Annotated in this window: 17 protein-coding genes and 1 tRNA gene; 6 read left to right on the forward strand and 12 right to left on the reverse strand. The window is 68.2% G+C overall.

All coding sequences use genetic code 11. The features are described 5' to 3' along the window. Nucleotides 1-2,169 carry a thioredoxin domain-containing protein gene (locus tag D8896_RS07720; RefSeq protein ID WP_121821514.1) on the reverse strand — a complete coding sequence of 723 codons (2,169 nt, stop codon included), beginning with the start codon at nucleotides 2,167-2,169 and terminating at the stop codon, nucleotides 1-3. 150 nt (nucleotides 2,170-2,319) lie between these two features. Between D8896_RS07720 and purD the strand changes: the two genes are divergently transcribed. Both purD and D8896_RS07730 read left to right on the forward strand, forming a co-directional pair. Further along, entirely contained in the window at nucleotides 2,320-3,630 is a 1,311-nt protein-coding gene (gene purD, locus D8896_RS07725; protein ID WP_121821515.1) for a phosphoribosylamine--glycine ligase, read from the forward strand. A 71-nt stretch (nucleotides 3,631-3,701) separates the two neighbouring features. Continuing rightward, nucleotides 3,702-4,235 carry an acyltransferase gene (locus D8896_RS07730; protein WP_121821516.1) on the forward strand — a complete coding sequence of 178 codons (534 nt, stop codon included), beginning with the start codon at nucleotides 3,702-3,704 and terminating at the stop codon, nucleotides 4,233-4,235. 26 nt (nucleotides 4,236-4,261) lie between these two features. Here D8896_RS07730 and D8896_RS07735 read toward each other — a convergent pair whose 3' ends face one another. The 6 genes from D8896_RS07735 to D8896_RS07760 form a co-directional block, all read right to left on the reverse strand. Then, the gene (locus tag D8896_RS07735) at nucleotides 4,262-5,029 is read right to left on the reverse strand and encodes a mechanosensitive ion channel family protein (protein ID WP_121821517.1); all 768 of its coding nucleotides are present in this window, start codon (nucleotides 5,027-5,029) and stop codon (nucleotides 4,262-4,264) included. Further along, on the reverse strand, nucleotides 5,029-5,841 hold the full coding sequence (dacZ, locus tag D8896_RS07740; protein ID WP_121821518.1) for a diadenylate cyclase DacZ: 813 nt from the start codon (nucleotides 5,839-5,841) through the stop codon (nucleotides 5,029-5,031). Before dacZ ends, D8896_RS07735 begins: the two co-directional genes overlap by 1 nt. Nucleotides 5,842-5,904: 63 nt before the next feature. Then, on the reverse strand, nucleotides 5,905-6,765 hold the full coding sequence (locus D8896_RS07745) for a rhodanese-like domain-containing protein (protein WP_121821519.1): 861 nt from the start codon (nucleotides 6,763-6,765) through the stop codon (nucleotides 5,905-5,907). A 26-nt stretch (nucleotides 6,766-6,791) separates the two neighbouring features. After that, nucleotides 6,792-8,111, reverse strand: coding sequence for a DUF7405 family protein (locus D8896_RS07750; protein ID WP_121821520.1), 1,320 nt, complete (start codon nucleotides 8,109-8,111; stop codon nucleotides 6,792-6,794). Nucleotides 8,112-8,166: 55 nt separating this feature from the next. After that, the gene (locus D8896_RS07755) at nucleotides 8,167-9,165 is read right to left on the reverse strand and encodes a DUF7282 domain-containing protein (protein ID WP_121821521.1); all 999 of its coding nucleotides are present in this window, start codon (nucleotides 9,163-9,165) and stop codon (nucleotides 8,167-8,169) included. Then, complete coding sequence (locus D8896_RS07760; RefSeq protein WP_121821522.1) at nucleotides 9,162-10,244, reverse strand: iron transporter; 1,083 nt, start codon at nucleotides 10,242-10,244, stop codon at nucleotides 9,162-9,164. Before D8896_RS07760 ends, D8896_RS07755 begins: the two co-directional genes overlap by 4 nt. A gap of 115 nt (nucleotides 10,245-10,359) precedes the next feature. Between D8896_RS07760 and D8896_RS07765 the strand changes: the two genes are divergently transcribed. Further along, on the forward strand, nucleotides 10,360-11,697 hold the full coding sequence (locus D8896_RS07765; protein WP_121821523.1) for a hypothetical protein: 1,338 nt from the start codon (nucleotides 10,360-10,362) through the stop codon (nucleotides 11,695-11,697). A 21-nt stretch (nucleotides 11,698-11,718) separates the two neighbouring features. Here the strand turns inward: D8896_RS07765 and D8896_RS07770 are convergent, their stop codons facing one another. After that, a complete protein-coding gene (locus D8896_RS07770) occupies nucleotides 11,719-12,330 on the reverse strand; it encodes a hypothetical protein (protein ID WP_121821524.1) in 612 nt (203 codons plus the stop codon). 211 nt (nucleotides 12,331-12,541) lie between these two features. Here D8896_RS07770 and D8896_RS07775 point away from each other — a divergent pair, with 211 nt between their 5' ends. Then, the gene (locus D8896_RS07775; RefSeq protein ID WP_121821525.1) at nucleotides 12,542-13,729 is read left to right on the forward strand and encodes a type I restriction enzyme HsdR N-terminal domain-containing protein; all 1,188 of its coding nucleotides are present in this window, start codon (nucleotides 12,542-12,544) and stop codon (nucleotides 13,727-13,729) included. A gap of 43 nt (nucleotides 13,730-13,772) precedes the next feature. On the opposite strand, the gene D8896_RS07780 is transcribed toward D8896_RS07775, so the two are convergent. Beyond that, a tRNA-Leu gene (locus tag D8896_RS07780) sits at nucleotides 13,773-13,852 on the reverse strand. An 87-nt stretch (nucleotides 13,853-13,939) separates the two neighbouring features. Between D8896_RS07780 and D8896_RS07785 the strand changes: the two genes are divergently transcribed. Next, nucleotides 13,940-14,248: a transcription initiation factor IIB family protein gene (locus tag D8896_RS07785; RefSeq protein WP_121821526.1), complete on the forward strand. Its 309-nt coding sequence runs from the start codon at nucleotides 13,940-13,942 to the stop codon at nucleotides 14,246-14,248. A gap of 2 nt (nucleotides 14,249-14,250) precedes the next feature. On the opposite strand, the gene D8896_RS07790 is transcribed toward D8896_RS07785, so the two are convergent. The 3 genes from D8896_RS07790 to D8896_RS07800 form a co-directional block, all read right to left on the reverse strand. Further along, nucleotides 14,251-14,739, reverse strand: a complete 489-nt coding sequence (locus D8896_RS07790; protein WP_121821527.1) for a phosphopantetheine adenylyltransferase — start codon at nucleotides 14,737-14,739, stop codon at nucleotides 14,251-14,253. A 39-nt stretch (nucleotides 14,740-14,778) separates the two neighbouring features. Next, complete coding sequence (locus D8896_RS07795) at nucleotides 14,779-15,309, reverse strand: winged helix-turn-helix transcriptional regulator (RefSeq protein ID WP_121821528.1); 531 nt, start codon at nucleotides 15,307-15,309, stop codon at nucleotides 14,779-14,781. 117 nt (nucleotides 15,310-15,426) lie between these two features. Beyond that, nucleotides 15,427-16,509: a glutamate--cysteine ligase gene (locus D8896_RS07800; RefSeq protein WP_121821529.1), complete on the reverse strand. Its 1,083-nt coding sequence runs from the start codon at nucleotides 16,507-16,509 to the stop codon at nucleotides 15,427-15,429. A 374-nt stretch (nucleotides 16,510-16,883) separates the two neighbouring features. On the opposite strand from D8896_RS07800, the gene D8896_RS07805 reads away from it, so the two are divergent. Beyond that, entirely contained in the window at nucleotides 16,884-17,639 is a 756-nt protein-coding gene (locus tag D8896_RS07805) for a DNA-directed RNA polymerase subunit epsilon (protein ID WP_205596791.1), read from the forward strand. The last annotated feature ends 5 nt before the right edge of the window (nucleotides 17,640-17,644 follow it).

Consider the following 17,644-nt stretch of genomic DNA (forward strand, 5'->3'; position numbering starts at 1 on the left):
CTATTCCGCGTCCTCGTTTTTGCCGTTCGGTCGAAGCCGCTCGGCCCACTCCAGCGCCGCTCCCACGTCCGTCTGCGGCGGCGAGCAGGTGAAGGACCGACAGACGTACAGCGTCGGCTCGTCCCCGTCGCGCTCCCGGTTCGCCCAGACCGGCGGCGCGTCGGCCAGTCCCAGTTCGTCCAGCCACTCCTGGAGGCCGTTCGCCGTCGGCGGTCGCCGGGAGAGCACGCGGTTGGGCAGGAACTCGTCGCCGAAGCGGTCGCGCCACGCCGTAGGTGTCTCGTCGGCCACGACGGTGAGTTCGAGCCCGCCGGTTTCCAGCCGGTCGGCCGCCATCGCCAGCGAGACGTACTCGACGGGGCTGGCCCGGACCTCGTCGCCGTGCGTGCCGACGGCCGCCTCGGCTATATCGGCGAACGACTCCTCGGGGAGGAAGTGGTCGAGCGCCAGCAGCGCGTCGACGGCGACGCCGACGCTCGACGGCGTGGACTGGTCGCGGAGTTCCTGCGGGCGCGTCACCAGCTGTTCGCCGCTCTCGGGCGTGAAGTACAGCGTCCCGGCGTCCGCGTCCCAGAACTCCTCGCGGATCACGCGGGCGAGGTCGAGCGCGAACGCGAGGTGGTCCACGTCGCCGGTCGCCTCGTACAGCACGAACGCGCCGCGGGCGAGGAACGCGTAGTCCTCCAGATAGCCCTCGCCCTTCACGTCCCCGGACTTGTACCGCCGGGCGAGCCGTCCGGCGTCCGCGTCCCAGAGGTGCTCGTGGACGAAGTCGAGCGCGTCCCCGGCCGCCGTCGCGTAGTCGCCGTCGAGGGCGACGTCGGCCTCGGCGAGCGCGCCGATCATGAGGCCGTTCCACCCCGCCAGCACCTTTTCGTCGCGGCGCGGCCGGGGCCGGTCGCTCCGGGCCGCGAACAGCTTTTCGTCGGCGGCGGCGAGCCGTTGCTCGACCGTCTCCGCGTCGAGCCCGTACTCGTCGGCCAGCGTCTCGACGCTCGAATCGACGGTCAGGACGGTCGTCCCGCGCTCGAAGTTGCCGGCGTCGGTGATCCCGTAGCGGTCGCAGACCAGGTCCGCAGTCTCCTCGTCCAGCACCTCGCGGACCTCGTCGGGCGTCCAGACGTAGAACGCGCCCTCCTCGTCGCCTTCTGCGTCCGGGTCGCGCTCCGTCGGGACGGGGCTCTGTGCGTCCAGCGTGCTGTAGAAGCCGCCGTCGGGGTGGGTCAGTTCGCGCTCGACGAAGTCGAACGTCTCGCGGACGACCTCGGCGTAGCGCTCGTCGCCCGTCACCTGATAGCCGGCGAGGTAGACGCGGGGCAGTTCGGCGTTGTCGTACAGCATCTTCTCGAAGTGGGGCACCGTCCACTCGCCGTCGGTTGCGTAGCGGTGGAAGCCGCCGCCGACGTGGTCGTACATCCCGCCGTCGGCCATCGCGTCGAGCGTCTCGACGGCCACCTCTCGGTACGCTTCCCGGCCGGTCCGGTCGTATGCGCGGAGCAGGAGGTCGATCCGCCCCGGTTGGGGGAACTTCGGCCCGCCGCTGCTGAACCCGCCGTGCTCCCGGTCCGCTCCGCGGAGGACGGCGTCGGCCGCGTCCGTCAGCAGTTCGCTCCCCGGGGCCTCGCCGCCCGCGCCCGGCGTGGCCTCCAGCCGGTCGGTCGCGGCGTCGGTCCACTGCTCCGCGCGGTTCTCCATCTCCGGCCGGTCCGTCTCGTCCGCCCAGGAGTCGGCGATGTTGCGGAGCAGGTTCGCGAACCCGGGCATCCCGCGTTTCTCCTCGGGCGGGAAGTACGTCCCCACGTAGAACGGCTTCCCCTCCGGCGTGAGCCAGACGGACAGCGGCCAGCCGCCGCGGCCGCTGACGAGCTGGCTCACCGTCTGGTAGATCCGGTCGATGTCCGGTCGCTCCTCGCGGTCGACCTTGATCGGGACGAAGTTATCGTTGAGCAACTGCGCCACGTCCTCGTCCTCGAAGCTCTCCTCCTCCATCACGTGACACCAGTGGCAGGCCGAGTAGCCCACGGAGAGGAAGATGGGCACGTCGCGCTCCTTCGCCGCGTCCAGCGCGGCGTCGTCCCAGGGCTGCCAGTTCACGGGGTTGTCGGCGTGCTGGCGCAGGTACGGGCTCTCCTCCTCGTCCAGTCGGTTGCGGTCCGTCGGGTCGGTCATACGCCCCCGTAGTCGCTTCGGACACCTAAGTGCGGCCGTCCCGGAACGCCGGTGCCCGGCGAAGGCGCGCCCGTCGGGATTCCACGTTCGTGGATCGTATGAGTCAGTGAAAGAGCAACCTTTACACTCACGTGCCCACCACCGTCGCCCATGACCGAGACCGTCCTGCTGGTCGGCGGCGGCGGCCGCGAGCACGCCATCGCCCGCGCGCTGGCCGAATCGGACTGTGACCTGTACGCCTGCGCCGGCAACCGAAACCCCGGGATCGCCCGGGTCGCCGTCGGCTTCGAGAGCCTCGACACGACGGACACCGATGCCGTGGTCGACTACGCCGAGGCGGTGGAGGCGACCCTCGCGGTGATCGGCCCGGAGACGCCGCTGGCCGCGGGCGTCGTCGACGCGCTCGAAGACGTCGGCGTGTACGCGTTCGGCCCGAAGCAGGCCGAGGCGCGCATCGAGACGGACAAGCGGTTCCAGCGGGAGTTCATGGCCGACCACGACATCCCCGGCTGCCCGGACTTCGCGACGTTCACCGACCCCGACGAGGCGGCCGCGTACATCGACGACTACGACGGCGACCTCGCCGTGAAGCCGACCGGACTCACGGGCGGCAAGGGCGTCCGCGTAACTGGCGACCAGATCACGAAGGCGGAAGCGAAGGAGTACGTCCGGGAGAGCGACTACGACGAGTTCGTGCTGGAGGAACGGCTCGTCGGCGAGGAGTTCACGGTACAGGCGTTCGTCGCCAACGGCGAGGTTCGCGTGACGCCGGCCGTGCAGGACCACAAGCGCGCCTACGAGGGCGACGAGGGACCGAACACCGGCGGGATGGGCAGCTACAGCGACGCCATCCCGCAACTGCCGTTCATGAACGAGGCCGACTACCGCGATGCCGTCCGGATCATCGAGGCCGTCGTCGACGCGCTCGACGGCTACCGCGGCGTCCTCTACGGCCAGTTCATGCTCGGGGCTGACGGCCCGAAGGTCGTGGAGTTCAACGCTCGCTTCGGCGACCCCGAGGCGATGAACACGCTCCCCGTCCTCGAAACCGACTTCCTCGACGTGCTGACCGCGGCCCGCGACGGCGAGCGCCTGCCCGACCTGGAATTCGCCGAGCGCGCGACGGTCTGCAAGTACGCCGTCCCCGCCGGCTACCCCACCGACCCCGAGGCCGGCGCGCCGGTGACCGTCGACGAGGAGAGCGTCGCCGACGTGGACGCCCCCGGCGAGGCACAGCTGTTCTACGCCTCCGTGGACGCCCGCGACGACGGCGTGTACACGACCACCTCGCGATCCTTCGCCGTCGTCGGGCTTGGCGACACCATCGTCGACGCCGAGGAGACGGCGGAGGCCGCCCTCGCGCTCGCCGGCGAGGCTGGCCTGCGCGTCCGCCACGACATCGGGAAGCCGGACCTCGTGCAGTCACGGATCGACCACATCGACGAACTCCGCGGGAACTGACCGGACTCACCGACCACGGCCCCCGCCCCGCGCCGGGAGCGTTTATTAGCTCCCGCCCCGAACGCCGTGGCGTGACAGAAGACGACGCGCCGGCCGACGGCTCCCGCCACGACCGCGTCACCGCCCACCCGACGCCGGGACCGCGCAACTCCCTCCGCCACTGGCCCGACGCCAAGCACCCGCTGCGCGTCGCGCTCAACTACGTCGTGATCGTCCTCGCGCGGATCTCGCCGAGCCTCCGCCTGAAGTGCTGGCTCCTGCGGCGGATCGGCGTCACGGTCGGGACGGGCGTCTCGTGGGGGCTGGAGTCGACGCCGGACGTGTTCTGGCCCGAACTGATCACCGTCGAGGACGGCGCGATAATCGGCTACGACGCGACGATCCTCTGTCACGAGTTCCTGCAGGAGGAGTACCGCACCGGCGAGGTGGTCGTCGGCGAACGGGCGATGGTCGGCGCGGGAGCGATCATCCTCCCCGGTGTTCGGGTCGGCGAGGGCGCGAGCGTCGCCGCGAACTCGCTGGTTACGGAGGACGTGCCGCCGGGCGAGACGGTCGCCGGCGTTCCGGCGCGGCCGATGTCGAGTGACGGCCTCGACGACGCCTGACGGTGCTGGCGGGGTCCTGTCGTCTGTCAGTCCCGGATCCGGACGATCCCGTTCTCCAGCACGCGGCTGTTGGGGACGATGAACTCCTCCTCGTCGTTCTCGATGTGCGTGACGAACACGTCGACCTCCTGAACGATCCCCTCGTGGTCGCCGATCCGGACGCTATCGCCGATGCCGTACGGCTGGTTCAGGAGGAGATACACCCCCGCCGCACCGGACGCGAGGAAGTCCTTGAACGCGAGGCCGCCGAGGAACACGAGGGCGAACGCGTACACCGCGAGCAAGACGATCAGCGCGTCGGTGTTGACGCCGATCTGGTCTAACGCGACCAGCGAGGCGATGTAGAGGACGCTGTACTTGATCACCCGCGGTAGAAGCCCGACCTCCGGGAGCTTGATCCCGCGGAGGCGCTCGCTGGCCATCAGTTCGGCCTTGTCGGCGACGACGAAGCCGACGACCAGTACCAGGGCGGCGATGAACAGCCGGGGGACGAACTCCGTCACGCGCAGCCAGAACCGCTCGGCGCTGAACAGCTGGGCGATGTGGACCGCCGTCAGCAGGGCGACGCCGTACACGAACCACGAGGAGAGCCGCGCGACGATGGTGACCGTCGAGGTGCCGAGGCTCTGTGCGGTTCGCTCGAACGGCGTCCCCTCCACCGACTCCGGGATCCCCGCGGCGGTGAGCAGTCGCTTGTTGAGCTTGCCGACGAGGTAGCCAAGCAGGATGCCGACCGCGAGCACCGCCGCGGCCAGCGCTGCCGGCTGGTTCGTGACGAGGCTCCACTCCACCATCAGTAGTCCTCCGGGTCCAGTTCGAGCACCAGTTCACCCGCCTTGAACGCCCGCACGAGGCCGTCGCTCTCGCTCAACACGATGGCGGTGGCGTTCGTGTCCCGGGTGACCGCGCCCGCGGCCATGTGCCGCGTGCCCAGCCCCTTCGGGATGTCGACGCCCTCCGCGGAGGGTTCGAGGTAGCGATACGCCGAGACGATCTTGCCGGAGTCGCTGATGACGAACGCCCCGTCGAGCCGGGAGAACTCCTTCAGCATCACGTTGACGATGGGGTCGCCGACGTGGACGTGGGACTTCTCGAAGGGGTTGTACGAGAGCGGCCGGGACTTGTTCATCACCTTCCCGGCGTCGCCGACGACGAACAGCGCGCCGACGGGCTTGCCCTTCTGCCCTTTCTTCCCCAGTTCGATCACCAGTTCCAGCACGGACCGGATGACGCTCGGTTCGGCCCGCGACTCCGAGAACAGCCCGTAAACCCCCGACGACATCGACTCGTCGACGCGGATGCGGGAGACCGTGTCGATCTCGTCGGCGAACACGCCCAGCGCGCAGGCGACCACGTCGCCGTCCTCGACGTAGCCCGCGTCGAACGCCCCTTCGATACCGAAGCGGATCCGGTCGACCACGTCGTCGAACTGTAGCGGGAGTTCGACGAACTCGTCCGCGCCGTGGTCGTTCTCGCCGGCCACCACGATGATGGGGTGTTCGGCGTTTTCGGTCACCTCCTCGTAGTAGGACCCGCTGGGCGAGAACAGCAGTATCGCGTCCACCGACGGGACCAGCTCCGCAAACAACTCGCTTGCCTCGGCCATTGTGCAAGGCAACTCCCGCCCGACGAAAAAGGTTTGCGTCGCGTGAGACGTGTCCGCGGTGGTTCAGCCCATCTCCGGGGTAACCGTCGCATCGACGAGGCGACCGAGCGGAGCCTCGACGGCGTACCCCGGTGTCTCGACGCGGATGGGGGAGTCGCGGTCGACGTCGACGAACCGGAGCGTCATGCTGAACCGGCCGTCGTCGCCGATGGTCGTCGCCTCGCGCTGGCCGGTCGGCTCGTGCCGCGCCCACGCCGTCTCGCCGGCGAACCGAGCGTCGGCTTGGCCGCTGACGACGTGGCCGAACGGCGTCTCCGAGAGGTTCGTCCCGGCCATCGCGTAGTCCCGGCCGTGCCACTCCCAGAACCCCTCGTCGATGACGTACACTTCCTCGTAGCCGCCGTCGATGAGCGACGCCGCCCGGATCGACGAGAGGTGGTGCGGACAGCCGCAGTAGCAGACGATCCGGTCGCCCTCGGGCCACTCGACGACGGGGTCGCCGTCGGTGCCGCCGCGACCGGCCGGACTCAGGACCGCGCCGTAGACGTGTGAGGTGTCGTACTGCTTCCGGCCGCGGGCGTCGACCATGCGTGCCTCGCCCCGCCGGTACCAGTAGTTGGCCACGTCGATCGGTGCCAGCGGCACCTCGACGCCGTCGCGGTCCACCGTTCCGAACGACGACGTGTCGACCTCGCGCTCGTCGGGGACCTCGTCGAACTCGGGCGGATAGCCGTCGGTCGGGTCCTCGTCCGGCGGGAACTCGCCGTTCGTGTCGTAGTCGGCCGTCGCCGTCCCGGTCGCCGGGCCCCCGCTCGTCTCGGTCGCTGTGCGCTCCGTGGTGCCGTCGCCCGACCCGTTGGAGCCGAGACAGCCGGCGAGTGCGGCCGTCGCCGCGACGCTCGCGAGGTAGGTTCGTCGGTTCATATGTGGTGGTTGGGACGCATCCGGTATCAGGATTCGCTCCCCGGACGGGGCGTCGGCAGCGCGCGGTGTCGCCGCGGCGGCACGAGGAAGTTGCCGCGGTTGTTGACGAAGATGTACTCCAGGATGCCGTTGTTCACGCGCTGTTTGACCGCCGGGCTGTCGATGTCGCTCCCGTTCATCGCCTCGCGCACCCGTTCGAACTGCTCGATGTCGCGCTGCAGCGTCGGGAAGTGGAGGCTGGCCACGTCGTCGTCGGTCGACTCGAAGTGCCGGCGCAGCAGGAGGACGTTGCCGTCCTCGTCGCGGTTCGCGCGGGCCGCCTTCTGGGCGTGGCCGACGCGGCTGAACTCGCGGGCGTGCTCCTCCACGCTCTCCATCATCTCCTCGGTGACCCCGCTGTGGTCCCCGAGGTTGTGACCCGCGCCCTCGACCATCCCCTCCTCGGCGTGGACGGGGCTGAACATCTCCATCACGCGGTCCTCGTAGTTCTGCTCGACGTACCAGTCCGCGAGGCGCTGGCGGATGTTGGCGACGTGTTTCGTCGTCCCACCCGCGAACGGCCCCTCGTCGATGGTGACGTAGTCCTCGCTGGCCTGATTGCCGGCGAACCCGGCGGTAAAGCCCATGAACAGCGGCGACTCCTCCGGTACGGGGTTCCCGTCGGGGATGCCGCTCACGTCCTGTCGTTCGGCCGGCATCCCGTCGCCGATGAACCCGGTCCGGCGGTCGTCGACCGTCATCGCGTCGGTCAGCGGCGTCTCAACCGCCGTGCCGTTGGCCTCGACGTTGCCCCGGAGCGCCTCGTCGGCCTCCAGCACCACGTCGGCGCGGTCGCTTGCCAGATGCAGGAGCGCGTCCTGCGTGTCCAGTTCCGGCTCCTCGAACGCCGAGAGCCGCCGGGGCTCCGGCAGGTTCACGTTCTCCGGGAGGTCCTCGTCGAACCGGTCGAAGTACGCCGGCGAGTAGGCGACCGAGTGGATCAGCCCCTCGTTCGACCGCTCGTACGCGCGGTCCAGCGTCGCCAGCGCGCTCTCGACCGTCGTCCGTGCCTCGTCGCTCGGCGGGCCGGACCCGTCGAGCGTCAGGTACAGCAACACCTGATGCCGCGGGAGGACGGTGTTGCCGTGCTCGTCCCGCGGGATCAGGTCGTTCCAGCCGTGCTGGCGGTCGGGGAGCGACGAGGGATCCTCGACCCCCTCGGGGACCGGGCCGCCGGTCGTCGGCGTCGTCGATCCCTCGCTGTCGCCGTCGTCGGCGTCGAGACAGGCGCTCAGGGCGCTCACTCCGCCGGCGGCGACCGCCGCCTTCAGGAATTCGCGCCGCGACTGGTCGGGGGAGGGTTTCATCGTCCCACCGTTGGGACCCCCCGGAAATGGGGGTTCTGGTGTGGCTCTCGAACGGTCATCCGTCCCCCCGTCGGCGGGCGGCCAGCAGCGCGCCGGCGGCGACCGCCGCCAGCGTCCCGACGACGCCGACCGCGGGCATGCTCGTCTCCCCGTCGCCTGACGCCGTGGTCGTCGTGGTGGTCGAGTCGCCCGGCGCGGCGGTCGTCGTCGGCGTCGCCGTCGCGGTGTTGACACCGACGTTGAGTCCGCCGGTGCCGCCGTCCGTCCCGTTCTCGCCGAGCGTCGCGGCGACGCGGGACTGGACCGGCGTTCCGCCGACGCGAACCGGCTCGTCGCTCTCACGGTCGAACTCGCCGTCGCCGTCGTCGCGGTACACGGTCACCCACAGCGACACGCGGCTGTCGTTACCGGGCAGGCGGCTTCGATTGACCGGGACCGTCACGTTCTCGTGGGCACCGGCAGCCAGCGACGTGCTGCCGACCACCTCGCCCGGGGCACCGGTCTCCTCGTCGCTCCGCCTGACGACGAGGTGCCCGTCCTCGGCCAGCTGGGCGTTCGGCACCGTCAGCGAGTCGGCGACGGTGTGACCAGACAGCGACATCGCCACGACGGTGACCGACCCGTCACCCTGCCTGACGGCGAACTCGTCCGCGGCGAGGGTGCCGAGGCTGAACAGGGTCGAGTCCGTCTCGGGATCGAACTCGTCGCCGTCCTCGGCGTCGTCGTGGAGCACCGCTACCAGCGACGTGTTGCCGGACGTCGACTCCCACCAGGACTGGTCGACGGCGACGGCGACGTTGCGGTGATAGCCGGACGTGAGCTTTCGGTGGCCGACGACCTCGCCGGGGTCGCCGCCGTCGCTCTCGTGGATCGCCACGTACCCGTCCTCCAGCAGGAACAGTTGCTCGACGACCACGCTCCCGTCGCCCGACACCTGCGCCCTCGCGGTGAGGTGGTTGCCGTGGCCGCCCGCCGGGGCGACTACTGGGCCGGCAAGCGGCGCGACCACGGCGATGGCGAGCAGGGTCGCCACGGCGCGACGCCGTCCGGTCATAGCTGGATATCGACGCTCGGCGTGCCGATAAACGCCGTCTCGTACCCCTGGTGGCGGGCCACCTGTGGCGGCACGTCCACGGACAGCGTCAGCGTATCGCCCGACTCGACGCCGTCGACCAGCGCGCCGTAGTGGTAGTCGAGTTCGGGGTCGAGCGTCCGCTCGAACGCGCCCTCGTACACGGGCTCCCCGTCGCGTTCGACCGTGCCGGACAGCCCCATCTCGGGCACCAGCAGCGCGTTGTACCGCGTCCGGGCCGAGACCGCGACGTAGGTGCCGTCGCCGAAGCGGTCGTCGGACAGCGTCGTGACGACGTACCGCACGCCGTCGGCGCGCGACTCCCCGCGGACCGTCCCCGGCAGGTCCTCGGGAGCGGCCGCGCGGCCGAGCGGCACCATGTCCATGTCCATCGGCTTGACCGCCCCCGGCTCCCCGGCGGCGTCGATTTCCTGTGTCGTCAACTGCTCGCGCTTCCGGTCGTTCAGTTCGAGCGGAACGGTCGCGCTCGCCGGCTCACCGAACTGTCCCTCGAACACCCCTGTGCGACGCGTCGACATTCCGCCGACGCTGACCGTCACGTCGTACGTCCCGTTCCCGTCGAGTTCGAAGTTCGCGCCGTAGTGGAACCCCATCCGCTGTGAGAACATCGGGTAGATGACCTCCTCGGAGACCAGGTCGCCACCCTTCGTGATCTCGACGGACAGCCCCGTGTCCGGGAGCACGGTCCCCGTCTCGGGGTCCCACACCGACGCCATCAGGTGCATCGTCTGCTCGTTGGTCCGTGGATGTTCGGAGCGCTCGGTCCCCGTCACCGTCCAGAACTGGTGGGGGAACGTGTAGAACACGCCGAACCGGTAGTCGCCGTCCGACGCGGTACCGGCCATCAACATGTTCTCCACGAACGGCTGGACGTAGATTCCCCGGGGGGAGGACCCCTGTCCGTCCGCCGTCGTATCCGTGGTCGTTTCGGCCGTTCCGGTCGTCGTGTCGGTGTTCGTCGAGTCGCCGTCGTCGCCGCCGAGACAGCCGGCGAGGAGGGGAACCGATGCGCCCGCAGCGAGGAACCTTCGGCGTTTCATCTACCCGGGCTTGGGGTCGTACCAACAAAAAATCACGTCCTTCACGGGGTCGTCTCGGCCGCTGCGACTGGTCCTGTAGCACACATTTATATCGTTCGGTCGGCAACTGGTACGTATGAACCAGTCGAGACGTACGTTCCTGCAAGCGAGCGGCGCGGCCGCCCTCCTCGGCCTGTCGGGCTGTACCGGCGTGCTCGAAGGCGACGAGGGGATCGGCGACGCCGGCCCGCCGGGCTTCACGTCGTGGGTGTACGACCCGAGGGACCTCCTCGGCGTCGAGACCCGGGGCTTCGCGACGTACGACATCGAGAGCGTCCTCGCACAGCGTGACTCCCTCCCCCAGGACCCCTTCGAGGGGCTGGAACAGGCAAACGAGAACATCGACGAAGTCGACCTAGAGGAGTTCTCCCGGCTGACGATGGTCGGCGGGAGCACGCTCAACGCCGACAACCCCGAGGCCGGCGGGTCGGCCGTCCTCGAAGGCTCCTTCGACGTGGAGACGATCACGGAGGAGATAGAGTCCCAGTCCACCGGCGTCCAGTACCAGACCGGCTCCTACGAGGGGTACGAACTGTACTACGGCTCGCAGGAAAACGAGTTCCAGGGGACGACGAACTCCTTTGCCTTCGCGATCAACGAGGAGAACGTCGTCGTCGGCGGGTCGAACTCCGACGCGATGAGCGGCCGCGGGGCGGTCGAGGCGATGATCGACACCAGCCTCGGGGACCAGGCGCAGTACTACAACCGGAGCGACTACGCCGAACGGCTCGTCAACGAACTCGGCGACGCGACGATGCTGATCGGCGTCGAGTTCGACCTCGGCACGCTCATCCGTGACCAGGTGAACAACGACAGCGCCCGTCTGGTTCTCAGCGGCCTCGGCGCGGCCGGCATGGCCGGAACGATCGAGGGCGAGACCGCCACCAACGAGATCCTGCTCGTGTACGAGGAGGACGCCGAGGTGCCCGAGGAGACCGCACAGGACCTGCTCGACCGGGCCCGCGAGCAGTCCCCGACCGCCTTCGAGAACGTCGAGGACGTGAACATCTCCAGCGGCGACCGCACGCTCCGGTTCACGATGACGGTCGACACCCAGCAGCTGTGGGAGCAGAGCGGTCTCGGCCCGACCGCCGTCGCCGACACCGCCACCGAGAGCAACACTGCTACTGGGCCCCCGCGAGCGTCGTTCGAGATCGAGTGGTCGGACTACGACGAGAACCGGAAGGAAGCGACGATCACCCATCAGGGCGGCGACTCGATCGACGCCGATCGGCTCTCGCTGGAGGGCGACATCGAGGCGGAGGGTAGCTGGGTCAACACCAGCGACGGAAACGTCGTCGCCGGGTCGACCACCCAGGCCCTCGTCGAAGCCGGCGGCTACATCGCCGTCGTCTGGACCAGCGCGAACGGCTCCACGTCGGCACAGCTGGCCGGCTCCTCGGCCCCGAACTGAGGCGACGCCGCCGTCGGACGATTACGCTTCCTCGCCGTCGATACTTCTCGCCTCGATGTGCATCCCGAGCACGAGCAGCGGGATCCCGACGATCGCACCCACGACGGTGAGTGTGAACAGCAATCCCACTATCTGTAGCATCTTCCCGGCGTTCCGACTCGCGTCTGCCCGCGCCTCGTCACGTGATTTCCCGTCGTCGGTGCCTGCCCCGGAGCCGGCGGCGGACGGTTCGCTTTCCAGGAATCCACAGTCATAGCACATCTTCGTCCGGCTCAGGAGCTTCCCAACCCGGGGACCGTAGTGGTCCGACCCGCACCTCGGGCACGTCGACTCGGACCGACACGAGTTCCGAACGAGCCGCGGGAGGTCAGCGAACTCACGGTCGAGGTACTCCCGTTCCTCGTCCGTGAACGGGTCGTCGTCCCTGGCGGGTGGTCCTTTTCCGCGCTGTAGCGCCCCGCATGCGTAACAGATCTTCCCAGTCGACAGCCCCGCCGCCGGGTGTCTGAACGCGACTCGCACGGCGTCACAGGCGTCGCAGCTGTCGTTGAGGTGGGACGTGAACCGGACGTACAGCGGGACACGACCGTCCCCGTCGACGATCCGTTGCTCCCGCTCGTGTATCTCCGACATACGGTGTACTGGCGAGAAGTGGGCTTATATCCCCACCTCCGCAGGTGGTGGAGCGATCAGTTGCCCAAGCTTGCGGGACCGGATTTGAACCTCGCCGAGACGGTCGCCCTCGCCACAAGCTTTTGCACCCTTCGAGGAGGTACAGAAGCGTCCGGTCCCGTATTTGACTTCCACCATGATATTTGTAGCCTCGCTGTTCACTCTTCTCTCAATGGACAGGGACGAGATAGACGAGTACGTCCGGCGGTGTCAGCAACTCATCGAATCGTCACCGCAGATGGACGAGGAGAACACGAAGGTCAAACTCGTCCAGCCGTTTCTCGAACTTCTCGGATGGGATCTCTACTCGACGGAGGTTGCGCTCGAATACACGATCCCGATGGCTTCGGGAAGTACGCACGTCGATTACGCCCTTCTGGTGGGCGATTCTCCCGTCGTGTTCGTCGAAGCCAAGCCGGTACGGTCTACCCTCTCCGAGGCCGAGGTTCAGCAGTTACGAAGTTACATGCGTCAGGAACTCGACGTGGATTGGGGGATTCTGACCAACGGGAAGTCCTTCGAGGTGTTGACGAAGAACCACAACCGGAACGGCGGCGAGGAGGTGTCCGTGGTTCAGTTCGATCTCGACGATCTCGCCGAAAGCCCGGACGTACTGGAACTCCTCACCAAGGAGTCGATACGGTCGGGGAAGTCCGACAAAATCGCCGAGCAGGTCGCACAGACGAACCAGGCGATTCGGTATCTGCGGGAAAACGAGGACAGCGTCACCGAATCCGTCGCCGAAGCGGTCGAGCGCGAGGTCGGCGATCTCACCGTCGACATAGAAGCCCAGTCCCGGGAGTTCGTGCAGAATCTCGTTTCGGTGCTCCGCGAACAGCGACACTTCGTCAGCGAGGAGCCGGCCACTGAATCGAACGTCGAAGGTGAAGAAAGAGAAACGAACGATACTCCTGACGAAATTCAGCCGCTTGAGAGCAAAGTGGCGGGCACTATTTCCCGGCAGGAGATAGAAGGCGACCCCGACTCACGCGTTGCTGTCTTCCCGACGAAGGAGTCGGGACTTCCGTTCCTCAAAGAGAACGAGGCTTGGGGATTCGTTCGAGTCAGTAGTGATTTCGACTACGTGGCGATGTACGTTACCGGGGACGTTCAAGAGGTGAAATACATCGCCAAAGTGAACGACGTGGTAGTCCCTGACGAAGCCGACTTGATGCGGGAGCCACTGGACTACAAGGACCGGGCGAAGATCGCGGATGGGAAGAAGGTCATCGTGTTCGAGCCGGGGTCGCTCTACGAACTCGAAGACCCAGTACCATACGAGTCGAAATATCCACAATCGCTCCGGTATACGACTCTCGGGAAACTACGGACTGCGAAGACGACCGACGACATGCTCTGAATTGACACCGAGCGATCCGTGCCGGTTCAACACCACCGCCACAAGTTCGGGACCGGATTTGAACCGGCGGACCCCTACGGGACAGCGTCCTAAGCGCTGCGCCGTTTCCTGGCTTGGCTACCCGCGCTCGGCCGCACGTACTCCCGTCCCGGAAAAATACCTGTCGTTCCGAACCGGAGGCTTAAGACCGAACCCGCCGTACGGCGGGGCATGTATCGGGCGCGGGACCGGGTTGACAACGAGGAGTGGATCGAGGACCTCCACGCGGCGGCGGACCGACTCGACCTCGGCGCGGAGGCTCGGTCGACGGCGACGGACCTCTTTCTGACGGCCATCGGCGAAGACGACGGTGAAAAGCGGACCGTGTTGGCGGCCAGCCTCTACGCCGGGTCGCTGATCGCGGGCGAGGAACGGTCGCAGGGCGCGGTCGCGTCGGCGGCGGACGTGTCGCGGTTGAGCATCCAGCAGCGCTGGAAGTCGGTGCTGGAGACGGCCGGACTCGAACCGCCCGGCTGGTAGGTTCAGTCGGTTCGTTCGCGCCCGTCGCGCTCGGGCGTGAGGTTGCCGTGTTCGTCTATCTCGCCGCGGACGATGCGGGTACTGGAGATGATGTCGCCGTCCGCCGCGCGCTCGTAGTCGACGACTTCGATCGAGAGCGGGTCGAACCCGCGTTCACGGCGGATCTCGTTGATGCGCTCGGCCCCCTCCGCCGTCTCCGGGGAGACGACGAGGTAGTCGAACGGCTCCTCGGAGGCGATGCCGGTCGGCTTCTCCAGCGTGCGGATCTCGTAGTCGCGGTCGTACCGCTCCGCGAACTCGTCGAGTTCCGCCGCCAGGTCGGTCTTCCGTTCGGCGAACGGCCTGACGTACCGGTCCTCCGTGCGGGTCTTCGGCGCGAGTTCGTCACTGGTGAGACCGACGGTTACGTCCCCGAGTTCGAACGCGTGCTCGAAGAGGGAGCGATGACCGTCGTGCACCGGGTCGAACGTCCCACCCAGCGCTACCTTCATACCCACCAAAAGCGGTGCCCGGTGCTTAAAAGAGTCGGGTTACGTCTCGGTGCCGTCCGACTCGCTGTCGCCGTCCTCGACCGTGATCGTCACCGGATCGCTCTCCTCCTCCTCCTCCTCCGACTCCACGCCGCGCCCGTCGAGGTGGTCGTCGAGATTGAACACGGTGTTGAGTTCGTGCTGGACCTGCTCGACGACGCCGGAGACCAGTTCGCTCGGGGCGATCGCGGTGTACTCGTAGGGGTTGTTGCCGGCCCCGTCGCTCTGGCGCTTGCGCCGCGTGACGGTCTCCTCGTCGTGGAGTTCCGCCAGGGCCTCCCGGACGGTGCTCGGATAGAGTCCGGTGCCCTCGGCGATCTCCTCGCTCGTACTGCCGGGGTTCTGCCGGAGGTAGACGAAGATTCGCGCGCGCGTCTCGGTGTCCAACACCCACGAGAGCAGGTCGACGACGCCCTGGTCGAACCCCTCGACCGCGCGGTCCCTCGTCGACCCCGCCTCGGCGGATGCGTCCGCCCCGTCCCCGTCGACTGTCACGTCCTCCCCGTCCGTGGTCTCGTTCTCGCCGGACATTGTCCTTTCGTAAAGGACGAAATACACGGACGGTAAAAAGCGTTGTTCATCCGGGCGTCGGCGGCAGTTAGCCCTGCATCCGGTGTTCCGGCGGACATCGCCGTCCCGCCTGTCGTTTCAGAGCACAAGTGACTCCCGCAGCGCGGCCGGGCCCTCGGCCTCCCGAAGCCGGCGCTGTCTCGCCGCGCCGCTCTCGGCGTCGTACACGTCGCGGAGGCCGTCGACGCCGAGGCGGTCGCACTCCCGGTCGACGAACTCCCCCAGCTCGATCGTCGTCTCGCCGTTGCGCCCGACGAACGACGCGTCGTGCCCGTGCCGGATGGCGCGCCACTTGTTCTCGTCCAGCAGTTCGCGGCGGAGTCGGTCGGTCCCGTCGCTGGCCGCGCCGTCCTCGTAGCGCGCCGCCAGGTCGAGGACGAGTTCGCGGACGTACTCGGCGAACGCGAGGACGCGCTCGGGGTCGGCCTGGCCGTCGGGCGTCCGGACCTCGACGGTGCCGTGTTCCGTGTGCGGGCGAACCTCGTACCAGAGTTCGCCGCGGTCCTCGATCGACCCCGTCTCGATCATCCGGCGTTCGAACTCGCGGTACGCGTGGAAATCCTCGAACGCGGTCGGCATGCCCGTGTTCGGGAGCCCCTCGAAGATCTTCGCGCGGGCCGACTGGAGGCCCGTGTCGAACCCGTTCCAGAACGGCGAGTTGGCCGACAGCGCGAGGATCGGCGGCAGGTACCAGCGGACCCGGTTCGCGACCCACGTCGCCTTGTCCGCGTCGTCGACGCCGACGTGGACGTGCAGCCCGGCGGTCGTGTTGCGGTGCTGTGGGTACTGGATCCGGTTCAACTGCGACCGATAGCGGGGCTTCTCGGCGTGTTCCAGTTCGCGCCACTTCGCGGCGGGGTGCAGGCCGGCCGCGGCGATCCGGTAGCCGTGGCGCTCGGCGTGCTCGACCAGGGCCTCACGGACGTCGCGGAGCGTCCCCTCGGCGTCGGCGGGCGACTCGATGACCGGCGTCTGCGTCTCGATGACGCACTTGAACAGTTCGTGGTCGATCCGGCCCTCCAGGATCTCGGGCGGGTCGTACCGGTACACCAGGTCGTCCGTCCCGGACGTGGGGCGGCCCGCATCGTCGACGACGTAGAACTCCTCCTCGATCCCAAGCGTTCCAAGCTCGTCGAACGTCTCGGCGTCGCCCTGGTCCATCGCAATGCTGTTTGGAACCCGCGAATAAATAGGGAACGGAGTCGGCAGGGTAGCTGTGCCGGCGACGTGGCCGCGGAACCGGCGGTCACCGCCCGACTACCGGGCGGGTCGTTCTCGCAGTTCGCCGTCTTCGTTTTAAGTGCCTCTCGCGACAAGGGGTCATAGTGAGGGAGTTCTCCGAGCTACTCGCCGTCGAGTGCCGACGCTACCGGTCCGGCCACCGACGCGTGCATCGACTGTTCCTTTAAGTGCTTCTCGTCACAACGGTTCGTAGTGAGGACGACGCCGACGGTCCCCGACTTCGTTTTCGCGACTGGTATCCGGTTCCGACAGGCCACAGGTTTGTATAGCTCCGCGAACGAGGTAGGGACGTGATGACGAGCGGCCGCCCCCCGGCGTCGACGGGACCTTCCACGACCGAGCACCAATCAGCCAGCGGACGGCGTGAGGTAAGCGCCGGCCCCGGCGACGGCGCGCTGTCGCGCGTCGATGCGGTCAAGGACGAGCGGTTCCGCCGGTGGGACGTGGTGTCCCCGAGCGCGACCCTTATCGGGCGCGCCGAGCGCGCCGGCGAGGACGTGAGCGAGAACCTCCGCCGGCTCCACGACGAGCAGCATCCGGCGATGCAGGGCCACAGCGCGCGGATGCACCGGCTGGAGAAGGCCCGGATCACCCAGGCCTTCTGCAACACGCTGTCGCTGACGGCCTGGGAGCGCGACCGCGTGCTCGGGATCATGACCGAACTCGACCTCACCGCCTTCGGCAGCCAGCGCGCCATCGGCAAGGTGGCGCTGGTGGTCATCCGCCACGTCGTCGACGAGGAGCGCCAGCGCCGCCTCGGCCTGCAGGACGACGAGTGGGTGAGCGAGCGCTCCCCGGACGAACTCGAATCGCTGTACGACCGCTTCGAGTCGATCACCGACGACCCGCAGTACAAGGACCTGCTCGACGCGCAGGGCCTCGACACCATCGGCGTCAACCGCCTGCACCGGACGCTCCGGGACCAGCTGGACGAGCAGGACCTCCACGGTGCCGTCCTCGGGCGGTCGCCGCACCGGGACCCGAGTCTGCCGGCGGTCACGGACCGGGGGGACGGCGACGCGCCCGACGAGACAGCCGAGAGCGCGTAGGGCGA

Origin of the sequence: Halostella salina (assembly GCF_003675855.1) — an archaeon.
Classification (GTDB): domain Archaea; phylum Halobacteriota; class Halobacteria; order Halobacteriales; family Natronoarchaeaceae; genus Halostella; species Halostella salina.

Bases quoted from the DNA above. Each gene is read 5' to 3' on its own strand.
- D8896_RS07720 (WP_121821514.1), bottom strand. From the start codon at position 2,169: ATGACCGACCCGACGGACCGCAACCGACTGGACGAGGAGGAGAGCCCG.
- purD (WP_121821515.1), top strand. From the start codon at position 2,320: ATGACCGAGACCGTCCTGCTGGTCGGCGGCGGCGGCCGCGAGCACGCC.
- D8896_RS07735 (WP_121821517.1), bottom strand. From the start codon at position 5,029: ATGGTGGAGTGGAGCCTCGTCACGAACCAGCCGGCAGCGCTGGCCGCG.
- dacZ (WP_121821518.1), bottom strand. From the start codon at position 5,841: ATGGCCGAGGCAAGCGAGTTGTTTGCGGAGCTGGTCCCGTCGGTGGAC.
- D8896_RS07745 (WP_121821519.1), bottom strand. From the start codon at position 6,765: ATGAACCGACGAACCTACCTCGCGAGCGTCGCGGCGACGGCCGCACTC.
- D8896_RS07750 (WP_121821520.1), bottom strand. From the start codon at position 8,111: ATGAAACCCTCCCCCGACCAGTCGCGGCGCGAATTCCTGAAGGCGGCG.
- D8896_RS07755 (WP_121821521.1), bottom strand. From the start codon at position 9,165: ATGACCGGACGGCGTCGCGCCGTGGCGACCCTGCTCGCCATCGCCGTG.
- D8896_RS07760 (WP_121821522.1), bottom strand. From the start codon at position 10,244: ATGAAACGCCGAAGGTTCCTCGCTGCGGGCGCATCGGTTCCCCTCCTC.
- D8896_RS07765 (WP_121821523.1), top strand. From the start codon at position 10,360: ATGAACCAGTCGAGACGTACGTTCCTGCAAGCGAGCGGCGCGGCCGCC.
- D8896_RS07770 (WP_121821524.1), bottom strand. From the start codon at position 12,330: ATGTCGGAGATACACGAGCGGGAGCAACGGATCGTCGACGGGGACGGT.
- D8896_RS07775 (WP_121821525.1), top strand. From the start codon at position 12,542: ATGGACAGGGACGAGATAGACGAGTACGTCCGGCGGTGTCAGCAACTC.
- D8896_RS07785 (WP_121821526.1), top strand. From the start codon at position 13,940: ATGTATCGGGCGCGGGACCGGGTTGACAACGAGGAGTGGATCGAGGAC.
- D8896_RS07790 (WP_121821527.1), bottom strand. From the start codon at position 14,739: ATGAAGGTAGCGCTGGGTGGGACGTTCGACCCGGTGCACGACGGTCAT.
- D8896_RS07795 (WP_121821528.1), bottom strand. From the start codon at position 15,309: ATGTCCGGCGAGAACGAGACCACGGACGGGGAGGACGTGACAGTCGAC.
- D8896_RS07800 (WP_121821529.1), bottom strand. From the start codon at position 16,509: ATGGACCAGGGCGACGCCGAGACGTTCGACGAGCTTGGAACGCTTGGG.
- D8896_RS07805 (WP_205596791.1), top strand. From the start codon at position 16,884: ATGACGAGCGGCCGCCCCCCGGCGTCGACGGGACCTTCCACGACCGAG.